This window comes from Paludibacter jiangxiensis (genome assembly GCF_001618385.1).
Classification (GTDB): domain Bacteria; phylum Bacteroidota; class Bacteroidia; order Bacteroidales; family Paludibacteraceae; genus Microbacter; species Microbacter jiangxiensis.
The window spans coordinates 1098740-1121694 of record NZ_BDCR01000001.1; the positions used below are offsets into that span (position 1 = coordinate 1098740).

General features: G+C 47.8%; 13 protein-coding genes. 12 read left to right on the forward strand and 1 reads right to left on the reverse strand.

Translation table 11 applies throughout. The annotated features are described in order from the left end of the window. Positions 1 to 209: 209 nt before the first annotated feature. The 12 genes from PJIAN_RS04145 to PJIAN_RS04200 all read left to right on the forward strand — a co-directional run bounded on the left by PJIAN_RS04145 (position 210) and on the right by PJIAN_RS04200 (position 21180). Positions 210 to 4661: a beta-d-glucuronidase/beta-L-arabinofuranosidase gene (locus PJIAN_RS04145; protein ID WP_068702281.1), complete on the forward strand. Its 4452-nt coding sequence runs from the start codon at positions 210 to 212 to the stop codon at positions 4659 to 4661. 79 nt (positions 4662 to 4740) lie between these two features. After that, the gene (locus PJIAN_RS04150) at positions 4741 to 7995 is read left to right on the forward strand and encodes a glycoside hydrolase family 2 TIM barrel-domain containing protein (RefSeq protein ID WP_068702283.1); all 3255 of its coding nucleotides are present in this window, start codon (positions 4741 to 4743) and stop codon (positions 7993 to 7995) included. 85 nt (positions 7996 to 8080) lie between these two features. After that, complete coding sequence (locus PJIAN_RS04155) at positions 8081 to 10957, forward strand: glycoside hydrolase family 2 TIM barrel-domain containing protein (protein WP_084252250.1); 2877 nt, start codon at positions 8081 to 8083, stop codon at positions 10955 to 10957. Positions 10958 to 11067: 110 nt separating this feature from the next. Further along, the gene (locus PJIAN_RS04160) at positions 11068 to 12495 is read left to right on the forward strand and encodes a sialate O-acetylesterase (protein WP_068702285.1); all 1428 of its coding nucleotides are present in this window, start codon (positions 11068 to 11070) and stop codon (positions 12493 to 12495) included. Positions 12496 to 12608: 113 nt separating this feature from the next. After that, positions 12609 to 12947 carry a DUF6054 family protein gene (locus PJIAN_RS04165; RefSeq protein ID WP_068702287.1) on the forward strand — a complete coding sequence of 113 codons (339 nt, stop codon included), beginning with the start codon at positions 12609 to 12611 and terminating at the stop codon, positions 12945 to 12947. A gap of 99 nt (positions 12948 to 13046) precedes the next feature. Continuing rightward, positions 13047 to 15650 (forward strand): glycoside hydrolase family 2 protein, encoded by a 2604-nt coding sequence (locus tag PJIAN_RS04170; protein WP_068702289.1) that lies wholly within the window; start codon positions 13047 to 13049, stop codon positions 15648 to 15650. Positions 15651 to 15823: 173 nt separating this feature from the next. Further along, positions 15824 to 17149 carry a deoxyguanosinetriphosphate triphosphohydrolase gene (locus tag PJIAN_RS04175; RefSeq protein ID WP_068702743.1) on the forward strand — a complete coding sequence of 442 codons (1326 nt, stop codon included), beginning with the start codon at positions 15824 to 15826 and terminating at the stop codon, positions 17147 to 17149. Between the two features lie 143 nt (positions 17150 to 17292). Then, positions 17293 to 17844 (forward strand): 30S ribosomal protein S16, encoded by a 552-nt coding sequence (locus tag PJIAN_RS04180; protein WP_068702291.1) that lies wholly within the window; start codon positions 17293 to 17295, stop codon positions 17842 to 17844. A gap of 211 nt (positions 17845 to 18055) precedes the next feature. Continuing rightward, positions 18056 to 18997, forward strand: coding sequence for a glycosyltransferase family 2 protein (locus PJIAN_RS04185; RefSeq protein WP_068702293.1), 942 nt, complete (start codon positions 18056 to 18058; stop codon positions 18995 to 18997). A 15-nt stretch (positions 18998 to 19012) separates the two neighbouring features. Next, entirely contained in the window at positions 19013 to 19792 is a 780-nt protein-coding gene (locus PJIAN_RS04190) for a polysaccharide deacetylase family protein (RefSeq protein WP_068702295.1), read from the forward strand. Between the two features lie 11 nt (positions 19793 to 19803). Continuing rightward, entirely contained in the window at positions 19804 to 20235 is a 432-nt protein-coding gene (locus PJIAN_RS04195) for a GtrA family protein (RefSeq protein ID WP_153802483.1), read from the forward strand. 303 nt (positions 20236 to 20538) lie between these two features. After that, entirely contained in the window at positions 20539 to 21180 is a 642-nt protein-coding gene (locus tag PJIAN_RS04200) for a porin family protein (protein ID WP_068702300.1), read from the forward strand. A 75-nt stretch (positions 21181 to 21255) separates the two neighbouring features. Here the strand turns inward: PJIAN_RS04200 and PJIAN_RS04205 are convergent, their stop codons facing one another. After that, positions 21256 to 22944 (reverse strand): glutamine--tRNA ligase/YqeY domain fusion protein, encoded by a 1689-nt coding sequence (locus PJIAN_RS04205; protein ID WP_068702302.1) that lies wholly within the window; start codon positions 22942 to 22944, stop codon positions 21256 to 21258. Positions 22945 to 22955 lie beyond the last annotated feature (11 nt).

Here is a 22955-nt window from a genome sequence, read left to right on the forward strand (position 1 = left end):
TTTTTTCCTTTTTGGAACGATTTTTTAGTGTGTTCTTGATTGGAAGTATTGGCGTATTATTCTTAATTTTAGTGAATTGGGGCCTAAATAGTTTTTTTATACCTCAAAGTCCTTTGAAAATTAAGATGATAATATTATGGGGCTTTCTATCTGTGTTAGTAGTCTCATTAATAGGTTGTGCAATGTTTTTCTTTTTATAATTATAGTTTGTGAGAAAATTTCTTTTTATATCGTTTTATCTGCTTGGTTTTTGTTCTGCTTTGTTTGCCGCCCCGACCATCGTGCCGCAGGAGGTGATGAAACGTGTTTACGAGGAGGTAAAAACGCCTTACAAATACGGTTTGGTGGTGGCTCCTGCCGACAATTACCACAAAATAGACTGTCCTACCGTTTTCCGCGAAAAGGGGAAGTGGTACATGAGCTATATCGTTTACAACGGCAAGGAAGGGTTGGACGGTCGTGGTTACGAAACCTGGCTGGCTACCAGCGATGATCTGTTGCACTGGCAATCCCTCGGGCGCATCCTCTCGTATCCGCAGGGCGATGTGTGGGACAAAAATCAGCGGGCAGGTTACATCTCGCTCATCGACATGCAGTGGGGCGGTAGCTACCAGGCTCAACCGTTCAACGGCAAACATTGGCTCTCCTATTTCGGAGGTAACGTCACCGGCTACGAGATGGGAATGCTCAAAGAGTGCATCGCCTACACCGACGGCGATATTACCAAAGCTCATGAATGGACACCTCTGGAAAAACCTGTTCTGACGCCTACCGATCCCGATGCGGGCTGGTGGGAAAGCCTTACGCAGTACAAATCGTCCGTTATCTGGGACAAATCGAAGAAACTCGGCCATCCGTTTGTGATGTATTACAATGCCGGGGGCGTTAATCCTACCAATAAGGTAAAAGCCGAACGCATCAGTATTGCTCTTTCTGATGATATGGTTCACTGGAAACGTTACCAGGGTAATCCCATCGTCAACCACGAGGAGGGAATTACCGGTGACGCGGTGATTCAGCAGATGGGCGATGTCTATGTGATGTTCTACTTCAGCGCATTCCGCAAGAACCGGCCATACAAGGCTTTCAATACCTTTGCCTGTTCTTACGATCTGGTGCACTGGATCGACTGGACGGGTGCCGATCTGGTGATTCCGGGTGAGAAATACGACAATCTCTTTGCTCATAAGTCGTATGTGGTAAAGTGGAACGGCGTGGTGTATCATTTCTACTGTGCTGTGAATGACGATAACCAGCGTGGAATTGCTGTGGCTGTTTCCAAAGATTTGGGCAAGAGCTTGGTGCGTTTTCCAAAACCCGAAAAAGTAACTTTCCGCAAGGAGATTTCGTTGAATAAAGGGTGGCTGACTGCCGAAAATGATTCGAACCGTACGGCCTATGCCGGTTTTGAAAAGAGCGGTTACAATACTACTGATTGGAAACAGGTGAATGTGCCGCACAACTGGGATACCTACGATGGTGCCCGTCGCCTGAAGCATGGCAACAAACACGGATATGCCTGGTATAAAAAGAGCTTTACCGTGCAGAACTTCGGTGCTGGCAAACGTTATTTTCTCTATTTCGAAGGGGTTGGATCGTATGCCACCGTTTGGCTCAATGGCAAACAGGTGGGCTACCATGCCGGTGGTCGCACCACGTTTACCCTCGATGTGACCGACGCTATTCGTTTTGATTCTCCCAACGAACTGGCTGTCAAAGCTGATCATCCTGCGATGATTACCGATTTGCCGTGGGTATGCGGTGGTTGTTCGTCCGAGATCGGATTTTCCGAAGGCTCGCAGCCGCTCGGTATTTTTCGTCCGGTGACGTTGGTGGTAAGCAATTCGTTGCGTGTAGAACCGTTTGGCGTGCACGTCTGGAACGATGCGCCGAAAGATGAAAAGAATCCGTCGCTGGTGCTCCATTTTGAAACGGAGGTGAAGAACTACAGTAATCGCACGCGTCGTTTCGTTTTGGTAAACAAACTGTTGAATAAAGAAAATATTCAGCAGGTGCGTGTGGGCGATACCATCGAACTGAAACCCGGCGAAGCGAGAATTGTGAAACAGACCTCTCCTACGGTGAAAAATCCGGTTCTCTGGAGTCCCGAAAATCCGTTCCTTTACAAGGTGGTGACCATGGTGCGTGAAGATGGCAAAACGGTGGACGAAGAGTACACCAACTACGGCTTGCGCTGGATTAGCTGGCCGCAAAGTCGCAACGACAATGACAAACGTTTTTATTTGAATGGAAAGCCGTTGCTCATCAATGGTGTTGGTGAATACGAGCATCAGCTGGGAAATAGCAGTGCGCTCGACAGCACCGAAATAGAGGCCCGAATCAACCTGATCAAAGCGGCCGGTTTCAACGCGTTTCGCGATGCGCATCAACCGCATAACCTTTACTACAAGGATTTGATCGACAAAAATGGCCTGCTCTTCTGGTCGCAACTTTCGGCTCATGTGTGGTACGATACTCCCGAATTTCGCAAAAATTTCAAAAACAACCTGATCGAGTGGGTGAAAGAGCGTCGCAATTCGCCGTCAGTGATTCTTTGGGGCTTGCAAAACGAAAGTGCGCTGCCTGAAGATTTTGCCAAAGAATGTACCGAATTGATCCGTCAACTCGATCCTACTTCGCCGTCGCAACGGTTGGTGACTACCTGCAATTTCGGCAGCGGCACCGATTGGAATGTGATGCAGAACTGGTCGGGCACCTACATCAACAGCGGCGATCCGAAGAACTATCCTGCTGTTTTGAAAAAAGAGCTGCTCAATGGCGAATATGGAGCCTGGCGCAGCCTCGACCTGCATACCGAAGGGGCATTCGAGCAAAATGGAAAACTGAGTGAAGACCGCATGAGTCAGTTGCTGGAGATGAAGATCCGCCAGCTCGATCAGGTGAAGGACAGTACCTGCGGCCAGTTTCTCTGGACATATAATTCGCACGACAATCCCGGTCGCGTACAGAACGAAGAGGGTTTGCGCGAAATCGACCGCATCGGACCGTTCAATTACAAAGGACTGCTCACCTCGTGGGGCGAACCGGTGGATGCTTTTTATCTTTACCGTTCCAACTATGCGCCGAAGGAGAAGGAGCCGATGGTCTATATTGTGTCGCACACCTGGCCCGATCGTTGGGAAAAACCGGGCGTGAAGAGCGGTCTGACGATTTACTCCAATTGCGATGAGGTGGAACTGTTCAACGACGTAAAAGCGCTTTCGTTGGGCAAACGCACTAAAAACGGGGTGGGTACTCATTTTCAATGGGATAATTTCGATCTGAAATACAACGTCCTCTATGCCGTAGGTTATGTAAATGGAAAAGCCGTAGCGGAAGATGTGATCGTTTTGAACAATCTTCCCCGTGCTCCTCATTTCGATCAATTGGTTGACAAGGATAATATTACAAAGCCGGAAGCCGGTTACAACTATATCTATCGCGTCAATTGCGGCGGTGCCGATTATACCGATATCAACAAGAATAAGTGGTCGGCTGATCGCCATCTGAGCGGCAAAGATCGTTGGGGTTCGCTTTCGTGGACAGACGATTACGGTAATCTGCCTCCATTCCTGGCTTCGCAACGTTACACCAAAGACCCGATTGCCGGAAGTGCCGACTGGTCGTTGTTCCAGACCTTTCGTTATGGTCGCGACCGTCTGCGTTACCGCTTTCCTTTGCCCGACGGCGACTATCGCGTGGAGCTCTACTTTGTGGAACCGTGGTATGGAACGGGTGGCGGACTGGATTGCGAAGGTTTCCGCGTGTTTGACGTGGCGGCCAACGGCAAGACTTTGCTTCACGATCTTGACATCTGGAAAGAGGCCGGTCACGACCGGGTGTTGAAAAAGGTGGTGATGGCCAGAGCCGAAAATGGCATGTTGGAGATCAGCTTCCCCGGAGTGAAAGCCGGACAGGCGATTATCTCGGCCATTGCCGTTGTTTCGACCGACAAATCGATACAACCTGCTCCGCAGTCCGAATCGGTTTTTACCAACGTGAAAGGGGCGGTGACCGGTACATGGCTCGAACCCAACGCCAACTTCCCCAATCTGAAACCGGAGATGTATGGTGCCGAATGGCTCGCTTCCGATCAGAAGGCAAAAGTGTCGCAGATCAGTTTCTCGCTGACTGCCGATGCCGACGTTTACCTGCGTCAGGATACTGGGTATCTAAAAACGACTTACCGCAAAGGCGAAACGATAACCTTCAAAAAAGGGAGCCGTGCTGCCGTGGTGCCGGTAGTGAAGTGGGCGGTAGAACCGAACCTGCGCCCGGAACTCACTTTTGAAGCTGAAACGGCGCAATTGCAGGGTAGCGGTTGGCAGAAAATGGCATTGAAAAACAAAGCCGGACAAAAGGTGACTGCCGACGGCGCACATAGCATTATCTGGTCGGTAGCGCCCGGCGTGGCCAATGTCTATGCCTTGCGTTTCAACTATCTGAACATTACGCCGAATTCGATAGATGCCCGCATTAAAATAACCGATCAGGCCGGTAACGTGGTCCGCGACGATGCCATCCGTTTTCCGACCACACCCGAGAAGTGGCGCGTATTGGGAACCTCCACCGGTTCGTATATCAATGCAGGTCATTATAAGGTAATTATCAGCGGAGATAAACTGAACGGACTGGCTTTTGAATCGTTGGTGATGCAGTAGAATATGTGTTTTAAACACGAAGTCACGAAGACTCTAAAAAAGTTGTGTCTTTGAGTCTTTGTGTTGAAATAAATTATATATGAGACGTTTATCCTTTTTTATCATATCTCTTTTCCTTGTCGTTTCGGCCTTTGCGCAGAAGCACGACTGGGAAAACATTTCGGCACTGGAAAGCAACCGCGAACCGGCGCGTGCTGATTTTATTCCGTACCAGAACGAAGCGCAGGCTTTGCAGCGTGTACGTGAACAGTCGCCGTGGTTTCTGTCTCTCAATGGCGTATGGAAGTTCCATTGGGTTCCCCGTCCGGAGGAGCGTTCGCAGTATTTCTACCGCACCGACTTCGACGATGTGGATTGGAAAACCATTCCCGTGCCTTCCAACTGGGAGATGCAGGGCTATGGCACTCCGCTCTATGTAAGTTCGGGATATTCGTTTAAAATTGATCCGCCGCGGGTGACGACCGAACCGCCGAAGAACTACACGGCCTACAAGGAGCGCAATCCGGTGGGGTCGTACCGCCACTATTTCCGGTTGCCTGAGACGTGGAAAGGGCGCAAGGTCTTTATCCATTTTGCCGGGGTGCAGAGTTTCTTCTATCTCTGGGTCAACGGACAGAAGATCGGTTTCAGCAAGGGAAGCATGGAGCCGGCTGAATTCGATATCACCGGTTATGTGAAACCGGGCGATAATCAGTTGGCGGTGGAGGTGTACAAATACAACGACGGCAGCTACATCGAAGATCAGGATATGTGGCGCATGGGGGGAATCCAGCGTGAAGTCTATCTCTTTTCCACCGGTCAGGAGCGGATTTCCGATTTCGCCGTGCGCACCGAATTAGACAAAGATTACAAGGATGCCACCTTGCAGATTGCTCCGAAGCTGGCTTCTTATCAGGGCGATACCCTGCGCGGATGGTCGGTGCAGGCGCAATTGTACGACAAAGATGGCCGACCGGTATTTGAAAAACCGTTGCGTCAGGATGCCGAACCGATTCTCAATATTGCCTACAAAGCTGCCGTGATGAACGACCGTGTGCCCCAGCGCGGACATACCAAGTTTGCATGGCTGGAGGCGAAGGTGCAGAATCCAGCCAAGTGGACGGCCGAAACGCCCAATCTTTACACGCTGGTGTTGAGTTTAGTCAACAAAGAGAATCAAACCGTTGAAACGGAGAGTTGTCAGGTGGGTTTCCGTTCCGTCGAAGTGAAAAATGGGCAGGTGTTGGTCAATGGCAAACCGGTGCGTTTGCGCGGAGTCAACCGTCACGAGCACGATCCGGCGACGGGCAAAACCATCTCTGTCGGAAGGATGGAGCAGGACATTCGCCTGATGAAACAATGTAATATTAACGCCGTTCGTACCTGTCACTATCCCAACAATACGCAATGGTACGAGCTGTGCGATAAATACGGTCTTTATGTGATGGATGAGGCCGATCTCGAAGAACACGGCCTGCGTGGAACATTGGCTAGTACTCCGGAGTGGGGCGCTGCGTTTCTTGATCGGGCTGTCCGTCTGGCTCAACGCGACAAAAACCATCCGAGCGTGATTTGCTGGTCACTGGGCAACGAAGCGGGCTATGGACCCAACTTCGCGGCGATGTCGGCTTGGTTGAAGGAGTTCGACCCGACACGCTTTATCCATTACGAAGGGGCGCAGGGAACGCCCACCGATCCTTCGACGGTGGATGTGATCAGCCGTTTTTACCCACGGGTGCAGGATGAATACCTCAATCCGGGCATTGCCGAGGGTAGCGACAAGGAACGACCCGAGAATGCCCGCTGGGAACGCTTGCTTGATATTGCCCGCAATCCGGTAGACAACCGTCCGGTGCTGACCAGTGAATATGCACATGCCATGGGGAATGCCATCGGCAACCTGAAGGAGTATTGGGACGAAATTTATTCCAACCCGCGGATGCTGGGCGGTTTTATTTGGGAGTGGGCCGACGAGGGGCTTTACAAAACCACGGCCGACGGCAAACGTTTTATTGCCTATGGTGGCGATTTCGGCGATATTCCCAACCTGAAAACATTTTGTCTGAAGGGGTTGGTCTCTTCCGAGCGTCAGCCCTGGCCGAAATATTACGAGGTGAAAAAAGTGTACCAACCGGTTTTGATCGAACCGGGTAATATGAAAGCTGGTAGCACTACTGTGCAGATTACCAACAGGAATCATTTCCTGAACCTGAAAGAATTTGATGCTTCGTGGACACTCTTTTGCAACGGGAAAACGGTTCAGTCCGGTGTGTTGGCTCCTACCGATATTCCGGCAGGCGAAAAACGCGAGGTGTCAATTCCGGTAAAGGCTATTAAAAATCCGATGGCAGGTGGCGACTATCGGTTACGCGTCGATTATTGCTTGAAAAACGATGAACTCTGGGCAAAGAAAGGTTTCGAGATTGCGTTTGAACAACTGAAAATGGACGTTCCGGTTCCGGCATTACCAGCTAAGAAACATGCCGGGAAACTGACAATTAACGATGATGCTAGAACGATTACGTTGGCAGGAAAAGGCTTTGCGGCTCAGTTTGACCGGAGCAACGCGACGCTCGTTTCGTTGAAATACAACGGCAGTGAAATGTTGGTGGCAGCTCCTGTTTTTCAGGGCTTTCGTGCTCCTACCGACAATGATCGCGGCTTTGGTAACTGGCTGGTAAAGGATTGGGCAAACATCGGTCTCGATAAACTGGATCGCAAAGCTGACAGTTGCGCAATCATCGCAAAAGCGGATAACTTTGTAAAGATTATGACGGTAGCGCATAGTTTGGCAAAAGAGGGTTCGTTCGTGCATCGCACACTGTGGACGATTTATGCCGATGGTGTGATCGAGGCGGACAATTCGTTTGTCCCGCAGGGAAGACTGCCTGAGTTGCCCCGTTTGGGCGTGGTGATGTCGCTGAACAAATCATTGGAGCAATACAGTTGGCAGGGTCACGGACCGTACGAAAATTACATAGACCGCAAGGAGAGCACGCCAGTCGGACTGTACAAAAGCACGGTGACGGAGCAGTACGTGGCTTACGATCATCCGCAGGAGACGGGCAATCACGAGGGCGTTCGTTGGCTGACGCTGACCGATAAAGCGGGCAAGGGAATCGAGATAAAGGCATTGCAAGAAAATATGTCGGCAACGGCGATTCACTTTACGGCTGACGACCTCTACAAAGCCGATCATGCTTACAAATTGACGGCTCGTCCCGAAACGGTGTTGTCGCTCGATGCGGCGATGATGGGACTTGGTAACAGCAGTTGCGGTCCGGGCGTGTTGAAAAAATATGCCATCGAAAAGAAGGAATACAAACTGAAATTTGAGATAAAACCGATAAAATGATGTGTGGATTTGAAGATGTGAGGATGTGGAAATGACCAGATTCGCATTCCCAAATCTCCAAATTCTCAAATCCCCAAATTGAAAAATGAAACAATTGAAATTGAAGATGGGTTTGCTGCTTGTTGCAGCGTTTGTGAGTGTCCTGAGCATACAGGCGCAAAAGAAAAGTCCGGCGGTTGCCGCGTCGACCGAAACGGCGATTCAGTACCTCTCGGGACATGGTTCCGACGATGCTGTCGATTGGGACTTTTTCTGTACCGATGGCCGTAACAGTGGCAAATGGTCGAAGATTAAAGTGCCCTCCTGCTGGGAATTGCAGGGTTTTGGCACCTACCAGTACGGAATGCCGTTTTATGGCAAGGCCGATCCTCCGGGCATTGCCAAGGAGCAGGGCAAGTATAAGTACAAGTTCAAATTGCCGAAAGAGTGGGCGGGTCGTGAGGTGCGCATTGTCTTCGATGGTGTGATGACCGACTGTGAAGCGCAAATCAACGGTCGTAAATGCGTGGGACTCCATCAGGGCTCTTTCTACCGTTTCAAGGCAGATGTGAGTGACCGTATCTTTTTTGGCGACAAGGAAAATCTGTTGGAGGTGACAGTCAGTAAAGAATCCTCTAATCCGAGTGTGAATCTTGCCGAACGTCGCGCCGACTTCTGGAATTTCGGAGGTATTATCCGTCCGGTATTTGTGGAGGCACTTCCGGCTCAAAACATCGACCGCACCGCTATCGATGCCAAAGCCGACGGTTCGTTTGCCGCCGATGTCTATCTTGGTTCGGGACAAGGCTCCGATTTCAAAGTGGTGGCTCAGTTGACCGACAAAGAGGGTAAAAATGTGGGTAAAGCTATTGAAGTGCCGGTGCGCGGTGGTTCCGATCGCGTGAAAGTGGAAGGCGCGTTTTCAGGCATCAAAACATGGTCGCCCGAAACGCCGAACCTCTATAATGTGACGTTTTCGTTGATACAGGGCAACATTGTCCGTCATACCGTGAAGGAACGTTTTGGCTTCCGCACCATCGAAGTACGACCGAGCGATGGTTTGTATATCAACGGACAAAAGGTTCTCGTAAAAGGGGTGAACCGTCACAGTTTCCGTCCCGAAACCGGCCGTACGCTTAGCAAAAAAGACAATTACGATGACGTGAAGCTCATCAAGGAGATGAACATGAACGCCGTACGTTTGTCGCACTATCCTTCCGATCCCGAATTTCTGGATGCCTGCGACGAACTGGGTCTCTACGTGATGGTGGAATTGCTTGGCTGGCATGGAAAATACGATACCACCGTGGGTAAAAAATTGGTAAACGAAATGGTAACCCGCGACCTGAACCACCCGAGCGTTACTTGGTGGTCGAATGGCAACGAGGGTGGCTTCAACTTTGATCTTGACGGAGAATTTGCCCCTCTTGATCCGCAAAAACGTCCGGTATTACATCCACAGGCAAATTTTGGAGGCTTCGAAACTATGCACTATCGTTCGTATGGTGAAAGTCAGGAGTATATGCGCAAACCGGAGATTTTTATGCCTACCGAGTTCTTGCATGGGTTGTACGATGGCGGCCATGGTGCCGGTTTGTACGATTATTGGGAAATGATGCGCAAACATCCGCGTAGCGCGGGTGGTTTCCTCTGGTCGTTTGCTGACGAGGGCGTGGTGCGCACCGACCAGAACGGTAAAATTGACAATGCCGGCAGCTATGCTCCCGACGGTATTGTGGGACCGCATCACGAAAAAGAAGGTAGCTTTTTTACAGTCAAACAGGTCTGGGCGCCGGTACAGGTCAACGTTGCTTCGTTGTCCGAAAACTTCAACGGCGTGTTGTCGGTCGAAAACCGTTACGACTTTATCAACCTGAAAAACTGTAAGTTTGTTTGGAAACTGGCGAAGTTGCCTTACCTGAAAGAAAAACAGATCGTTGCTTCCGGCGAAATTGGCTCGCCCGATGTGGCGGCTCATGCTTCTGGTGAACTGAAACTTAACCTGCCTTCCGATTGGCGCAAGGCCGATGTGCTCTATCTTACCGCTACCGATCCTTTCGGTAAGGAGATCTGGACATGGGACTGGACATGGAAAAAACCGACCGATTTCTTCTCTTTTGCCGGACAAAAGGGCTCTGTATCTGCCCGTGAAGAGGGTGACAACCTGATTGTAAAAACCGCTTCCGACGAACTGACCTTTAGTAAAAAGTCGGGCGAACTGGTCAACGTGTTGCACGATGGCAAAGCTGTCTCGTTCGGTAAGGGACCACGCTTTACGGCTGCCCGCCGCGGCGACCGCTCCATGGACGTGTTTTACAACCACGACGACAAGGACGCCAAGAGCAAGGAGCGTATTTACAACGATATTTCGGGTAACGACAGACTCACCGCTTTCACTTTCAAAACTACTGCCGACAGCGTGACCGTAGATGCCACCTATTTCGGCAACCTGCAGAAAACGCACTGGGCGATTTCGGCTGACGGCAACATTCGTGTCGATTATCAGTACGATTACGAAGGTGAGGTAGAGTTGATGGGCGTAAAATTCGACTATCCGGAAGACAAGGTGGTGTCGAAACAGTGGCTGGGCAACGGCCCTTACCGTGTTTGGCAAAACCGTCTTCATGGCACGCTGCTCGACAACTGGCAACGCGATTACAACGATCCGATTCCGGGAGAATCGTTCGAATATCCCGAATTCAAAGGCTATTTTGCCAACTGGAAATGGGTGAATTTTACCACCAAAGAAGGTAACTTTGCGCTCGGTAACGACGATCCGGACAGCTATCTCGGCGTGTTCACTCCGCGTGACGGTCGCGACGCGCAGCTCTTCACCCTGCCGCAAACCGGTATCTCGGTGCTGAAGGTGATTCCGGCTATGCGCAACAAGGTGAACTCCACCGACCTCATCGGCCCTTCGTCGCAAGCCAAATGGGTGAGCGGTGTGCAGAAGGGGAGTATTTATCTGAAATTTGGGAAGTAAGATCGATACCAAAATTTATTAATTTCAAAATTCCAAGTCTCGTTTAGGCAGATTTTTCCTCTCCTTGGGAGAGGGTGCCCGAAGGGCGGGAGAGGTCAAAATAAAAAATAATGAACAAATTTGTTTCTTTTTTTGTAGTTCTGTTTTTGGTAATCGGCGTTCATGCCGAGGTGCGTTTGTCGCACATCTTTTCAGACAATATGGTGTTGCAGCAGCAGTCGAAAGTGGCTGTTTGGGGATGGGCAAAAGCTGGTGCCGCGGTTAGAATCACCCCGTCGTGGGATGGGAAAATAGTTGAAACGAAAGCCGGTGCCGATGGCAAATGGAAGGCCTTTGTAGCTACCCCGAAAGCGAGCAAAACGGCTTATCGCATCACTTTTAGCGACGGCAAACCGGTAACGCTGAAAAACGTGCTGATCGGCGAGGTGTGGCTTTGCAGCGGTCAGTCCAACATGGAGATGCCGATGAAGGGCTTCAAGGGCAACCCCATCCTGAATGGGAATATGGATATTCTCAAATCGAAGAATCCGATGCTGCGCCTGATCACCGTCAAACGCAACGGACAGCTGGCTCCGGTCGATACCATCTCCGGCACCTGGGAAGAAGCAACTCCCGAAACGGTGAAGGAGTTCAGCGCCACCGGCTACTACTTCGGCAAACTGCTTAACGAAATGCTAGACGAGCCGGTCGGCCTGATCCTCTGCTCGTGGGGCGGCTCCTCCATCGAAGCGTGGATGAACCGTGAGATGCTGAAGGATTTTCCCGAAACGAAATTTGCCAAACAGGGCGACACCATCAAAGCGCCTAACCGCACACCGCTGATGCTTTTCAACGGGATGCTCAACCCCATTATCGGCTACGGCATCAAGGGCTGCATCTGGTATCAGGGCGAAAGCAACTACGAAAATCCCGATCAATATCCGGCGCTGATGAAAACGATGGTAAGCAACTGGCGGCAACTCTGGGGTCAGGGAGATTTCCCTTTCTACTATTGTCAGATTGCTCCTTACAATTATGCTTCCATTTCCCCGAAAGAGAAGTGGGGCGGCAAGTTCAATTCGGCGTATCAACGCGAGGCGCAGTTCAAAGCACAGAAACTGATTCCTAACTCAGGCATGGTGTCGTTGATGGACATTGGCGAGGAGTTCTGCATCCATCCTATGCGCAAAAATGTGGGTGGAGAACGTCTCGCACTCATGGCATTGGCAAAAACTTACGGACAAAAAGGATTTGCTTATGAAAGCCCGGTACTCAAGGAGATGACCATTGACAAGGATGGTAAGGCAATCCTGAATTTCGACAATGCGCCACTCTGGCTTACTTCGTTTGGTAAAGAGCTGAAAACATTCGAGATTGCAGGTGAGGACAAAGTGTTCCACCCTGCCAAAGCGGTAATTAACCGTGCAAAAGTGGAGGTATCATCTCCCGACGTTCCCAAACCGGTGGCTGTCCGTTATGCTTTCAAGGACTTTGTAGTCGGCGACCTCTTCAGCAACGAAGGTCTGCCGGTATCGTCGTTCCGGACGGATAATTGGTAAACCTCCGATTTGAAAATTTGGGAAACAACGTTCAGCGAAGCTAATTTGAAGATTTGAAAATTGAATCTGAGATAACCGGTGGTCAAGATTTAATAACTTATATGCAATAAAATATGAAAGTTTCTAAAGTAAAAATGTCAACTCGAAATTTGGATGACCTTGTTAACTATTTTGTGGATCAAATACAATTTGATTATGAAAATCATAGCGAGGAGATCTCGATATTGGTGAAGGAAGCCTTTTATTTACGGACAAGTTCCACACAGAATAATATGCTAATTTTCAAAAGATCGGGGAACCATATATTAGTTGACATTATTGGCAGTGCTGGCGGAACTGGATTGTTGAATTTTAGTTGGGGTTCTGAAGCCAGTTTTATTAATAAAGTAATGCATTTATTGAAAGATTACTGCTCTCTAAATCGCATTGAGCTTGAAACGCTCAATGATTGAGGAAGTTTTCGTGTGTAAAAGAATCTCTGGTCACTTCGTGGTAAAATAACTGGATTCAGATTGTCTTTGTTCTTTAATCTTTGCTTTTTGTTCTAAAATATGAAATATAAACAGTTACTTTTAATTCTTTTCCTGCCATTGGCTCTTAGCCTCGGTGCGAAAGAGTATCAGCCGGCCTTTTCGGCGGCGGGATTTTACGACCTGCAAAACAGCGGTCGGCAAGTGTATAACTTCAATGTCGGGTGGCGTTTCCACAAAGGCGATGTGGCCGGAGCTGAAAAAGCCGATTTCAAGGATGCCGCCTGGGATGTGGTGAGTACGCCGCATACCGTGGAACTGGAACCTGCCGAGGCGAGTGGTTGCCGGAATTATCAGGGCATCGCGTGGTACCGCAAGCACTTCACCCTCGACAAAGCCTACGCCGGCAAAAAGGCGATTCTCTATTTCGAGGCGGTGATGGGCAAGTGCAAGGTTTATCTCAACGGCAAGTTAGTGAAGCAACATCTGGGTGGCTATCTGCCTTTCAGCATCGATCTGTTGGAAGCCGGTGCGGTGCCGGGTCAGAAATGCGTGGTGGCCGTTTATGCCGACAACAGCGATGACAAGAATTATCCTCCCGGTAAAAGCCAGAAGACACTCGACTTTGCATATCACGGAGGAATCTACCGTGACATTTGGTTGGTGGTGAAGAATACGGTCAATATCTCCGACCCGAACGAAGCAGGCAAAGTGGCCGGTGGCGGCGTCTTTGTGCATTACGGCGAAATCAACGATAAACTGGCCGATGTCTTTGTTGATACCGACGTACAGAACCAATCGGACGTCGCCAAAAGCGTGAAGGTGGAAACCGCATTGATTGATCCGAAAGGAAATGTCGTGGTTAAAACAGTATCGTCGGTTTCGTTGAAAAAAGGTGAGTCAAAACAGGTAAAACAGTCTGTCAAGGTGAAGAATCCGGTGCTCTGGACACCTGACGAACCGCTGCTCTATCATGTGGAATCGCGTGTCATCTCTGGCAAAATTTCGTTGGACGGCGGTATGACGCGTATCGGTATTCGCAAGGCAGAATTCCGTGGCGTAGATGGATTTTATCTCAACGGGAAGCCCTACGAAAAACTGATTGGAGGTAACCGTCACCAGGATTTTGCTTACGTGGGCAATGCCGTTCCCAACTCGCAACAGTGGCGCGATGCCAAGAAACTACGTGATGCCGGTTGCCGCATCATTCGTTCTGCTCACTATCCGCAGGATCCCTCTTTTATGGATGCATGCGACGAACTGGGCTTGTTTGTGATTGTACCGACTCCCGGCTGGCAGTTCTGGAACAAAGATCCTGAATTTGCCAAGTTGATCTATTCCGATATCCGCAACATGATTCGCCGCGACCGTAACCACACTTCGGTGTTGATGTGGGAACCGATCCTGAACGAAACACGTTTCCCGCTTGATTTTTCACTGAATGCTCTCAAAATAACCAAAGAGGAGTATCCATATCAGGGTCGTTTTGCTGCTGCCGATATGAATTCGGAAGGGGTGAAAGATAATTACGATGTGGTGTACGGCTGGCCGCGCGATACTGGAACCGTTAAACAGAGTATCTTTACACGTGAATTTGGTGAGTATGTCGACGACTGGTATGCGCATAACACGCCAAACCGTGCGGCACGTGCCTGGGGTGAAGGCCCGCAGTTGATTCAGGCGCTACACCTTGCCAAAACATACAATGAGATGTGTGATGCTCCGGCTCAGTTTGTGGGTGGTTGCCAGTGGCATCCTTTCGATCACCAGCGGGGTTACCATCCCGATCCTTATTGGGGCGGTATCATGGATAATTTCCGTCAGTACAAATATTCATATTACATGTTCCGGAGTCAGATCGATCCGAAGAGACCGCATCCTCTGGCTGACATTGAACCGATGTTGTTTGTTGCCAGCGAAATTGGACCATTCTCCAGTCCCGATGTGGTGGTGTTTACCAATTGCGATGAGGTGCGACTGATTCGTTACGAACGTGACACGCTGGTGCAGAAGGCCCCGAAAGCGTTGCGCGGAATGCCGCATCCTCCTGTTGTATTCAAGAACGCCTACGATTTTTACGAAATGCGTCAGTTCCCTTACGTGCAGAAAAACTGGCAGCGTGTCAGCTTCAAGGCCGAGGGCTTGATCGATGGTAAAGTAGTGGTGACGGAGAAGAAGATGCCTTCGCGCCGTTCTACTCAGGTTCGCCTTCGCCTTGATAACGAAGGACAGCAGCTCACCGCCGACGGTTCCGATTTTGTCTGCGTTATTGCCGAGATTACCGACGATCAGGGCAATGTGCGCCGCCTGGCCAAAGAGCAGATTCTCTTCTCGGTGGAAGGTGAGGGTGAGATTATCGGCGATGCATCCATTCAGGCCAATCCGCGTGTAGTGGAATTCGGTTCGGCTCCCGTGTTGATTCGTTCTACTACGAAAGCGGGCAAGATTAAGGTAAATGCCCGGGTGTTGTTCGAGGGAGAATATGCTCCCAAGTCTGCATCTATCGAGTTTGCGAGTGTTGCTCCGGCGCGGACGCTTTTGTTTGAAGAGAATCCGAAAGTTTTTATCTCCGGCAAAAACGGATCACAGTCGAATCGAAAAACGATGACTGACGAAGAGAAGCAAAAGTTGTTGAATGAAGTAGAGAAACAACAGACCGATTTTGGCGAGGTAAAAGCCAATTGATTTACGATTAACCCATTTACGATTTACTATTTTAATCGGCTTCTTACCGCAGAGAACGCAGAGCTTTAAGCAAAGATCGCAGAGATTACGAAAAATCTTTGCGATCTTTGCGTTTTCTTTGAGCCCTTTGCGGTTTCAACAGAATTAATTTTCAAATTGAAAATATGGCTAAAATGGAATGGTCGAGTTTGTTGACCAATAAACGACTGGGAATGGAGCATTATCACTCTGAACGTGCCGATGATCGTACCGAATTTCAACGTGATTACGACCGGCTGATTTTTTCGGCTCCTTTTCGTCGGTTACAAAATAAAACCCAGGTGTTCCCGCTTCCGGGCAGTATTTTCGTGCACAATCGTTTGACTCACAGTTTGGAAGTGGCCTGTGTGGGGCGCTCGTTGGGTGACAACGTGAGCCGTAAGCTGAAGACGAAATACAAAGATTCCGTGCCTTTTATCGACGAAATCGGTTCGATCGTTTCGGCGGCTTGTCTGGCGCACGACCTGGGCAATCCTCCCTTCGGCCACTCGGGCGAGAATGCCATCTCCACCTATTTTTCGGAGGGAAAAGGGCTGGCACTGAAAGAAAAGGTCGGCGACGAATTGTGGATCGATTTTACCAAGTTCGAGGGGAATGCCAACGCGTTTCGCCTGTTGACGCACCAGTTCAACGGCCGACGCGAAGGTGGTTTTGCCCTTACTTATTCCACGCTGGCTTCCATTGTAAAATACCCCTATCTCTCCAACTTTGCCGATCCGAAGAAATCCAAATTCGGTTTCTTCCATTCAGAAGAGGAGACGTACAGTAAAATTGCAGCCGATTTGGGGGTGATTCCCAATCCCGAAAATCCGGCCCGTTTTGCCCGTTATCCGTTGGTTTATCTCCTCGAAGCCGCCGACGATATTTGCTACCAGTTGATGGATATCGAAGATGCACACAAGCTGAAAATTCTCACTTCGGAAGAGACAAAAGAGCTTTTACTGGGCTATTTTTCGGATGAAAAACGACAGAAAACGCAGGAGATATTCTCTGTGGTTACCGATATCAACGAGCAAATTGCCTATCTGCGGTCGTCGGTGGTAGGAATTTTGGTTAGAGAGTGCGCACAGATTTTTGTCGACAAAGAGGAAGAAATCCTGGCGGGACAGTTCACAGGCTCGTTGATCAAGCACCTGCCCGAACGTTCGGCAAAAGCCTATCAACATTGTTCCGACGTGGCCTTCAAAAAGATTTATTGTGCAACTGAAGTGCTCGATATCGAGCTGGCTGGTTACAAGATTATTCTCACGTTGCTCGACGAATTGATTCAGGCCGTGTTGGCTCCACAAAAATCGTATTCCAAGCAACTTTTGCGCCGCATCCCGTTGCAGTACGAGACCAAAAGCGATACAACCTACGGCAAAGTGCAGTCGGTGCTCGATTACATCTCCGGAATGACTGATGTGTATGCTCTCGATCTTTATCGAAAAATAACAGGAATGAGCCTGCCATCGCTTTAGAAACGACAATAAAACGGAACTCAAAGATTTTCACAGAAATAATTCACCGACGTAGTATTTTCTGATAAATAATGCCTATCTTTGCACCGCTTTTCGTGTAAAAGCAATTAGGTTTTTATTTACAAATCATTTTACAACCAATCATGGCAACAAAAATCAGATTACAAAGACACGGCCGTAAAGGGTATGCCTATTACCACATTGTTATTGCCGATAGTCGCGCACCACGCAACGGTAAGTTTACAGAACGTATCGGTTCTTACAACCCTAACACAAATCCAGCAACAGTAGAAGTTAACTTCGAACGTGCATTGTACTGGGTAACTACCGGAGCTCAACCTACAGATACTGTCCGCAATATCCTTTCTGACGAAGGTGTATTGATGATGAAACACTTACAGGGCGGTGTTAAAAAAGGTGCTTTTGACGAAACTGAAGCTCAAAAACGTTTCGAAGCTTGGAAAACTTCAAAAGTAGCTGCAACCGAATCTGTAAAAGATAAATTGGCTGCTGCCGCTGCTGCAAAAGCAAAAGAAGCTCTCGAAGCTGAAATTGCTAAAAATCAGGCTAAAGCCGCTGAAATTGCAAAAAAACGCGCTGAAGAATCAGCTGCTCTTGCTGCCGCTGCTGCTGAAGCAGCACAAGAGGCCGCAGCACCTGAAGCTCCTGCCGCAGAAGAAACTCCTGCCGAATAATAGTAAGCAGCGAATAAAAATCATTTTCTTGTAAAGCTGTTCCACGGGTTGGAACAGCTTTTTTTATTGAATGAGGTCTGTTTTTGTGGCTCATTCTCATTAAATATGTATCTTTGTCGACGTTTATTTGTAAATAGACGTTGCTGGCATTACCCCTCGAAGCCTGCTGCAAAACAGAACTGTTGGGGCGTTTTCAATCTATCAATAATCAATGAAGAAACTAGTCTCTATAGTGTTGCCTGCCCACAACGAATCAGGAAATGTGGGTGTCATTAAAAATAAAATTCGGGAGTGTTTCCCCTTTGAAACATATGATCTGGAACTGATTTTTGTTAATGATGGCAGCACTGACGATACTATGGAACAGCTTTATAGGCTGTCGCAGGAAGACAAAAGTGTTTTCTACATTGAACTTTCACGTAATTTTGGGCATCAATGCGCGTTAAAGGCAGGTTTGGATTATGCCCATGGTGACTGTGTTATCTCCATGGATTGCGATATGCAGCATCCCCCCGAATTAATCAAGCCTCTTATAGAAAAATGGGAGCAGGGGTATGATATAGTTTATACCTGTCGTGCGGAATCGGAATCGGCATCTTATATGAAACGTAAAACATCTAATGCGTTTTATCATATTTTCAATTGGTTTTCAGATGTTCAAATTGAGAAAGGCACGGCTGATTTTCGTTTGATGTCCAGAGGTGTCGCTGATGTGTTTAAGCGATTTCGGGAAAACGATCTGTTTATTCGTGGAATGATAAAATGGATGGGTTTCCGTCAGACTCATATTGATTATGAACCGAATGAACGTTTCTCGGGTACAACTAAATATACGGTACGGAAGATGCTTCGTCTGGCAGTGCATGCTGTGACCTCGTTTAGCGTTCGCCCCTTGTATCTGGCTATTTATATCGGATTCGGACTTTCTCTGCTTGCGTTGATGTATCTCCCCTATGTGCTTTATTCATTCTTCTATTCAGGACATTATGCATATGGATGGGGATCTGTGATTCTTACCATTGTCTTTTTTTCCGGATTGCAACTTTGCGTGCTGGGAGTCATCGGATTGTATCTTGGAAAACTGTTTATTCAGGTTAAAGACAGGCCTTTATACATAGTTCGTTCAAGTAACTTTGACAATGCTCCTGCTTAATAGTTTCTCATTCAGATGATATTTCTAAGCTTTGATATAGAGGAATTTGACAATCCCTTTCCTTGTTCACAACTCCTTACGTTCGAGCGGCAAATGGAGATTTCCGTTGCCGGGACGGAGCGGATTCTTGATTTACTGGCCGGACAGAATGTTGTTGCCACATTTTTTTGCACTGCGAATTTTGCTGAACATGCTCCGCATCTAATTTCTCGAATGGTCGCTGACGGTCACGAAGTGGCTTCTCACGGTTATTATCACAATCGTTTTGAACCCGAGCATCTAAAGCAATCCCGTGACTTTCTTGAACGACTGACAGGATGTTCTGTAACAGGATTTCGTATGCCAAATATGGGACAGGTAAGTGTTGATGAACTCGTAAATGCGGGTTACTCCTACAATTCCTCCCTTCATCCGACTTACCTGCCCGGGAAGTATAATAACTTTACCAAGCCCAGACGAATCTTTCAGGAAGGTGCTCTGTATCAGATACCAGCTTCTGTATCACCGCTTGTACGTTTACCTTTGTTTTGGTTGGCGTTACACAATTATCCTTTGCCAATCTATAAGATGCTGGCTCAGGCTTCTTTGAAAAAAGATGGCTACCTGAATCTCTATTTTCATCCATGGGAGTTTATTGATCTTAACAACGCAGGACTTGATTTGCCGCTATATGTCAAGCGCAATTCGGGCGATGCTATGGTTGACAGGTTGGCTTCGTTTATAGCATGTTTTAAGGCTAAAAACGAGCAATTCGGACGGCTGAATGAGTGTGCAGAGAAATTCCTGAATACTTAATCTTAGTGATTTTGAATATACTTCTCCGCAACCGTTATACCCGTGCAATCGTACAAAATGAGACGACAATGCAGGCTGCCAAATATTTTATTGTGGGTGGTTCCTGTACCGTCTTCGACTTTACGATGTTGTTTGGTTTTACCCACTTTCTCCAAATCAATTACCTTATTTCATCCGTTCTTTCGTTTACTATCAGTGCAATTGTCAACTATTATCTCTGTGTAAACTGGGTGTTCAATATTCGGGTGGTTGAGAAGCGCCATCGCGAGTTCATCTACTATTTCTTTCTTTCGGTAATCGGGTTGGGGCTGAGCACTTTGCTTATCTGGATGTTCACCGAATTAGTTGGACTGTATTATATGTTTTCTAAGTTAATTGCAACATTTATAACGTATTGGGTGAATTTTGGGACGCGGAAATATTTTCTGCATACCCGGAAATAATCAGTTCTTAGAATTGTAAAACTCAGGAATGTTACATTTGTCATTTTTTACAACTGTATCATGATTCCTGCTTATTTTAGGATGATTAAAACCCTTCCGATCCTTTATTTATTTGGTTTGATATTTTTTTTACAAGTATAAAATTATACAGTTGTATTTTCAGGTGCTGAATTTTTCTCTCTTTTGTAACATTATTTCAGGACATTGGCTTCGTAATGTGAAGTCTTCTTATTTTTTATCTGCTTTTATACGATAGAAACAATTTATTGCGTTATTCAATATCATAAGCTTAAATTATTTGACATGAAGAAATCTATCTTATTTATTTTGTTGTTGGGTATTACAGGTACAATGTCCGCACAGACATTTGCTCTTGGACTCAAAGGAGGATATGAAGCGGCAATGAGTTATAATGATTTGCTCAATACCAATCTGGTTACATCCTCCGGAGATCAGATTAAATCCGGTTTTGCAAGCGGTTATCAGGTTGGAGCCTGGATGCGCTTGGGAGGTAAACGGGTTTATCTGCAGCCGGAAGTTCTTTTGAATGTCAAAAAAGCATCTCAGACTTTCAATGTGGGTGGATCAACCTATATGGCAACATACAAGACTCAGGCTATTGAAATTCCCCTTATGGTCGGTTATAAGGTGTTGTGCGTTGGTCCGCTTGCGGTGCGCCTCAATGCAGGCCCGAAAGCTATTATTGATGCCGGATCGAGCTCAAATCTGAATCAGTATGCCACAGTGCTTTCTCAGGACTTTAAAAAAGCGACCTGGGCAGCAGAAGGTGGTATTGGTGTAGACATTCTTTCTTTTTCACTTGATTTGCGTTACTCACGATACCTTTCCAATTCCTATTCGGTGACATTCAATAATGCGCCGGTTGTAAACATGAAGAGTAATAAAGAAAGCATTTACCTCACTTTGGGGTGGAGGCTGTTTTGATGCTATTGCTACATAAAAAACGAGGGGAGAATGTTTTGAAACATCCTCCCCTCGTTTTATGGTGACCTTTGGGTCTTATTTGTTTGCTTTCGCCCAGCTGTCTTTCAGAGATACAGTACGGTTGAAAACTAAATTTTCAGGTGTCGAATCGGGGTCTACATTGAAATATCCGATACGTTGGAACTGAAAGTTGTCCAATGCTTTCGCATTTTTCAACCATGGCTCTACCTTCACATTATTCAGCACCTTCAACGAATCAGGATTTAGTAATTCACGAAAATCCTTGTCTTTCTCTTCCGCTGGGTTTTCAACGGCAAAAAGGCGGTCGTAAAGGCGAACTTCTGCCGAAACGGAATCTGCGACAGTTACCCAGTGAATGGTACCTTTCACCTTGCGACTACTGCCTTCCAGTCCGCTACGGGTTTCGGGATCGTATTCAGCGTACACTTCGGTAACTTTTCCATCCGCATCTTTCTTGCATCCGGTACATTTCACGATGTAGGCGCCTTTCAAACGAACTTCCTGACCCGGAGTCATGCGGAAATACTTCTTCGGAGCATCTTCCATAAAGTCGTCGCGTTCTACGTATAACTCTTTAGAGAATGGAGCTTCATGCGTTCCTTCGTTTTCATCTTCAGGGTTATTGACCATCGTTACCGTTTCGGTTTGTCCTTCGGGATAGTTGGTCAAAATCAGTTTAACCGGATCAAGAACTGCGCTGACACGTGTAGCTGTGCTATTCAGTATTTCACGTGCAGAGTGTTCCAGCAGAGAAACATCAATGATGCCTTCGTATTTGGTGTATCCGATTTTTTCGATGAAGTTGTGGATTGCTTCGGGTGTATATCCGCGGCGACGCAAACCGCAAAGAGTCGGCATACGGGGATCGTCCCATCCGCGAACCAAACCTTCCTGTACCAGTTGCAGCATTTTGCGCTTGCTCATCACGGTATAAGTGATATTCAAACGGTTGAATTCGATCTGGCGGGGACGGTAATCGTCATTTTTCAGCTGATCGATAAACCAGTCGTATAATGGACGGTGTACTTCAAATTCCAGCGTACAGATAGAATGGGTAACGCCTTCGAAATAGTCCGATTGACCGTGCGCAAAGTCATACATTGGATATGCTTTCCATGTGTAGCCTGTGCGATGGTGCGGATGATCGGTGATTATGCGGTACATGATCGGGTCGCGAAAGTGCATGTTGGGTGAAGCCATATCCACTTTGGCACGCAATACCATTGCTCCTTCGGCAATTTCGCCGCTATTCATTTTGTTGAACAACTCCAGACTTTCTTCAACAGGACGATTGCGATAGGGACTCTCGGTTCCCGGAACGGTAGGAGAGCCTTTTTGTTTGGCAATCTCTTCAGCAGATTGTTCGTCGACATATGCAAGTCCGCGTTTGATGAGGTCGGTGGCAAAATCCCACAATTGCTGGAAATAGTCAGAAGCATAGTAAACGTTACCCCATTGGTATCCTAACCACTGGATGTCTTCCATGATGGAATCCACATACTCTACGTCTTCTTTCACAGGGTTGGTGTCGTCGAAACGGAGGTTGCAAACGCCGTTGTAGTCGCGTGCAATACCGAAGTCCATGCAGATGGCTTTGGCATGTCCGATATGAAGGTATCCGTTAGGTTCCGGCGGGAAACGGGTCTGAATCCTTCCTCCGTTCTTACCATCACGAATGTCTTCTTCGACAAGGGTCTCAATGAAATTGAGGCTCTTTTTGGGTTGTTCTGTCATTTCACTCATATCTGATTGTT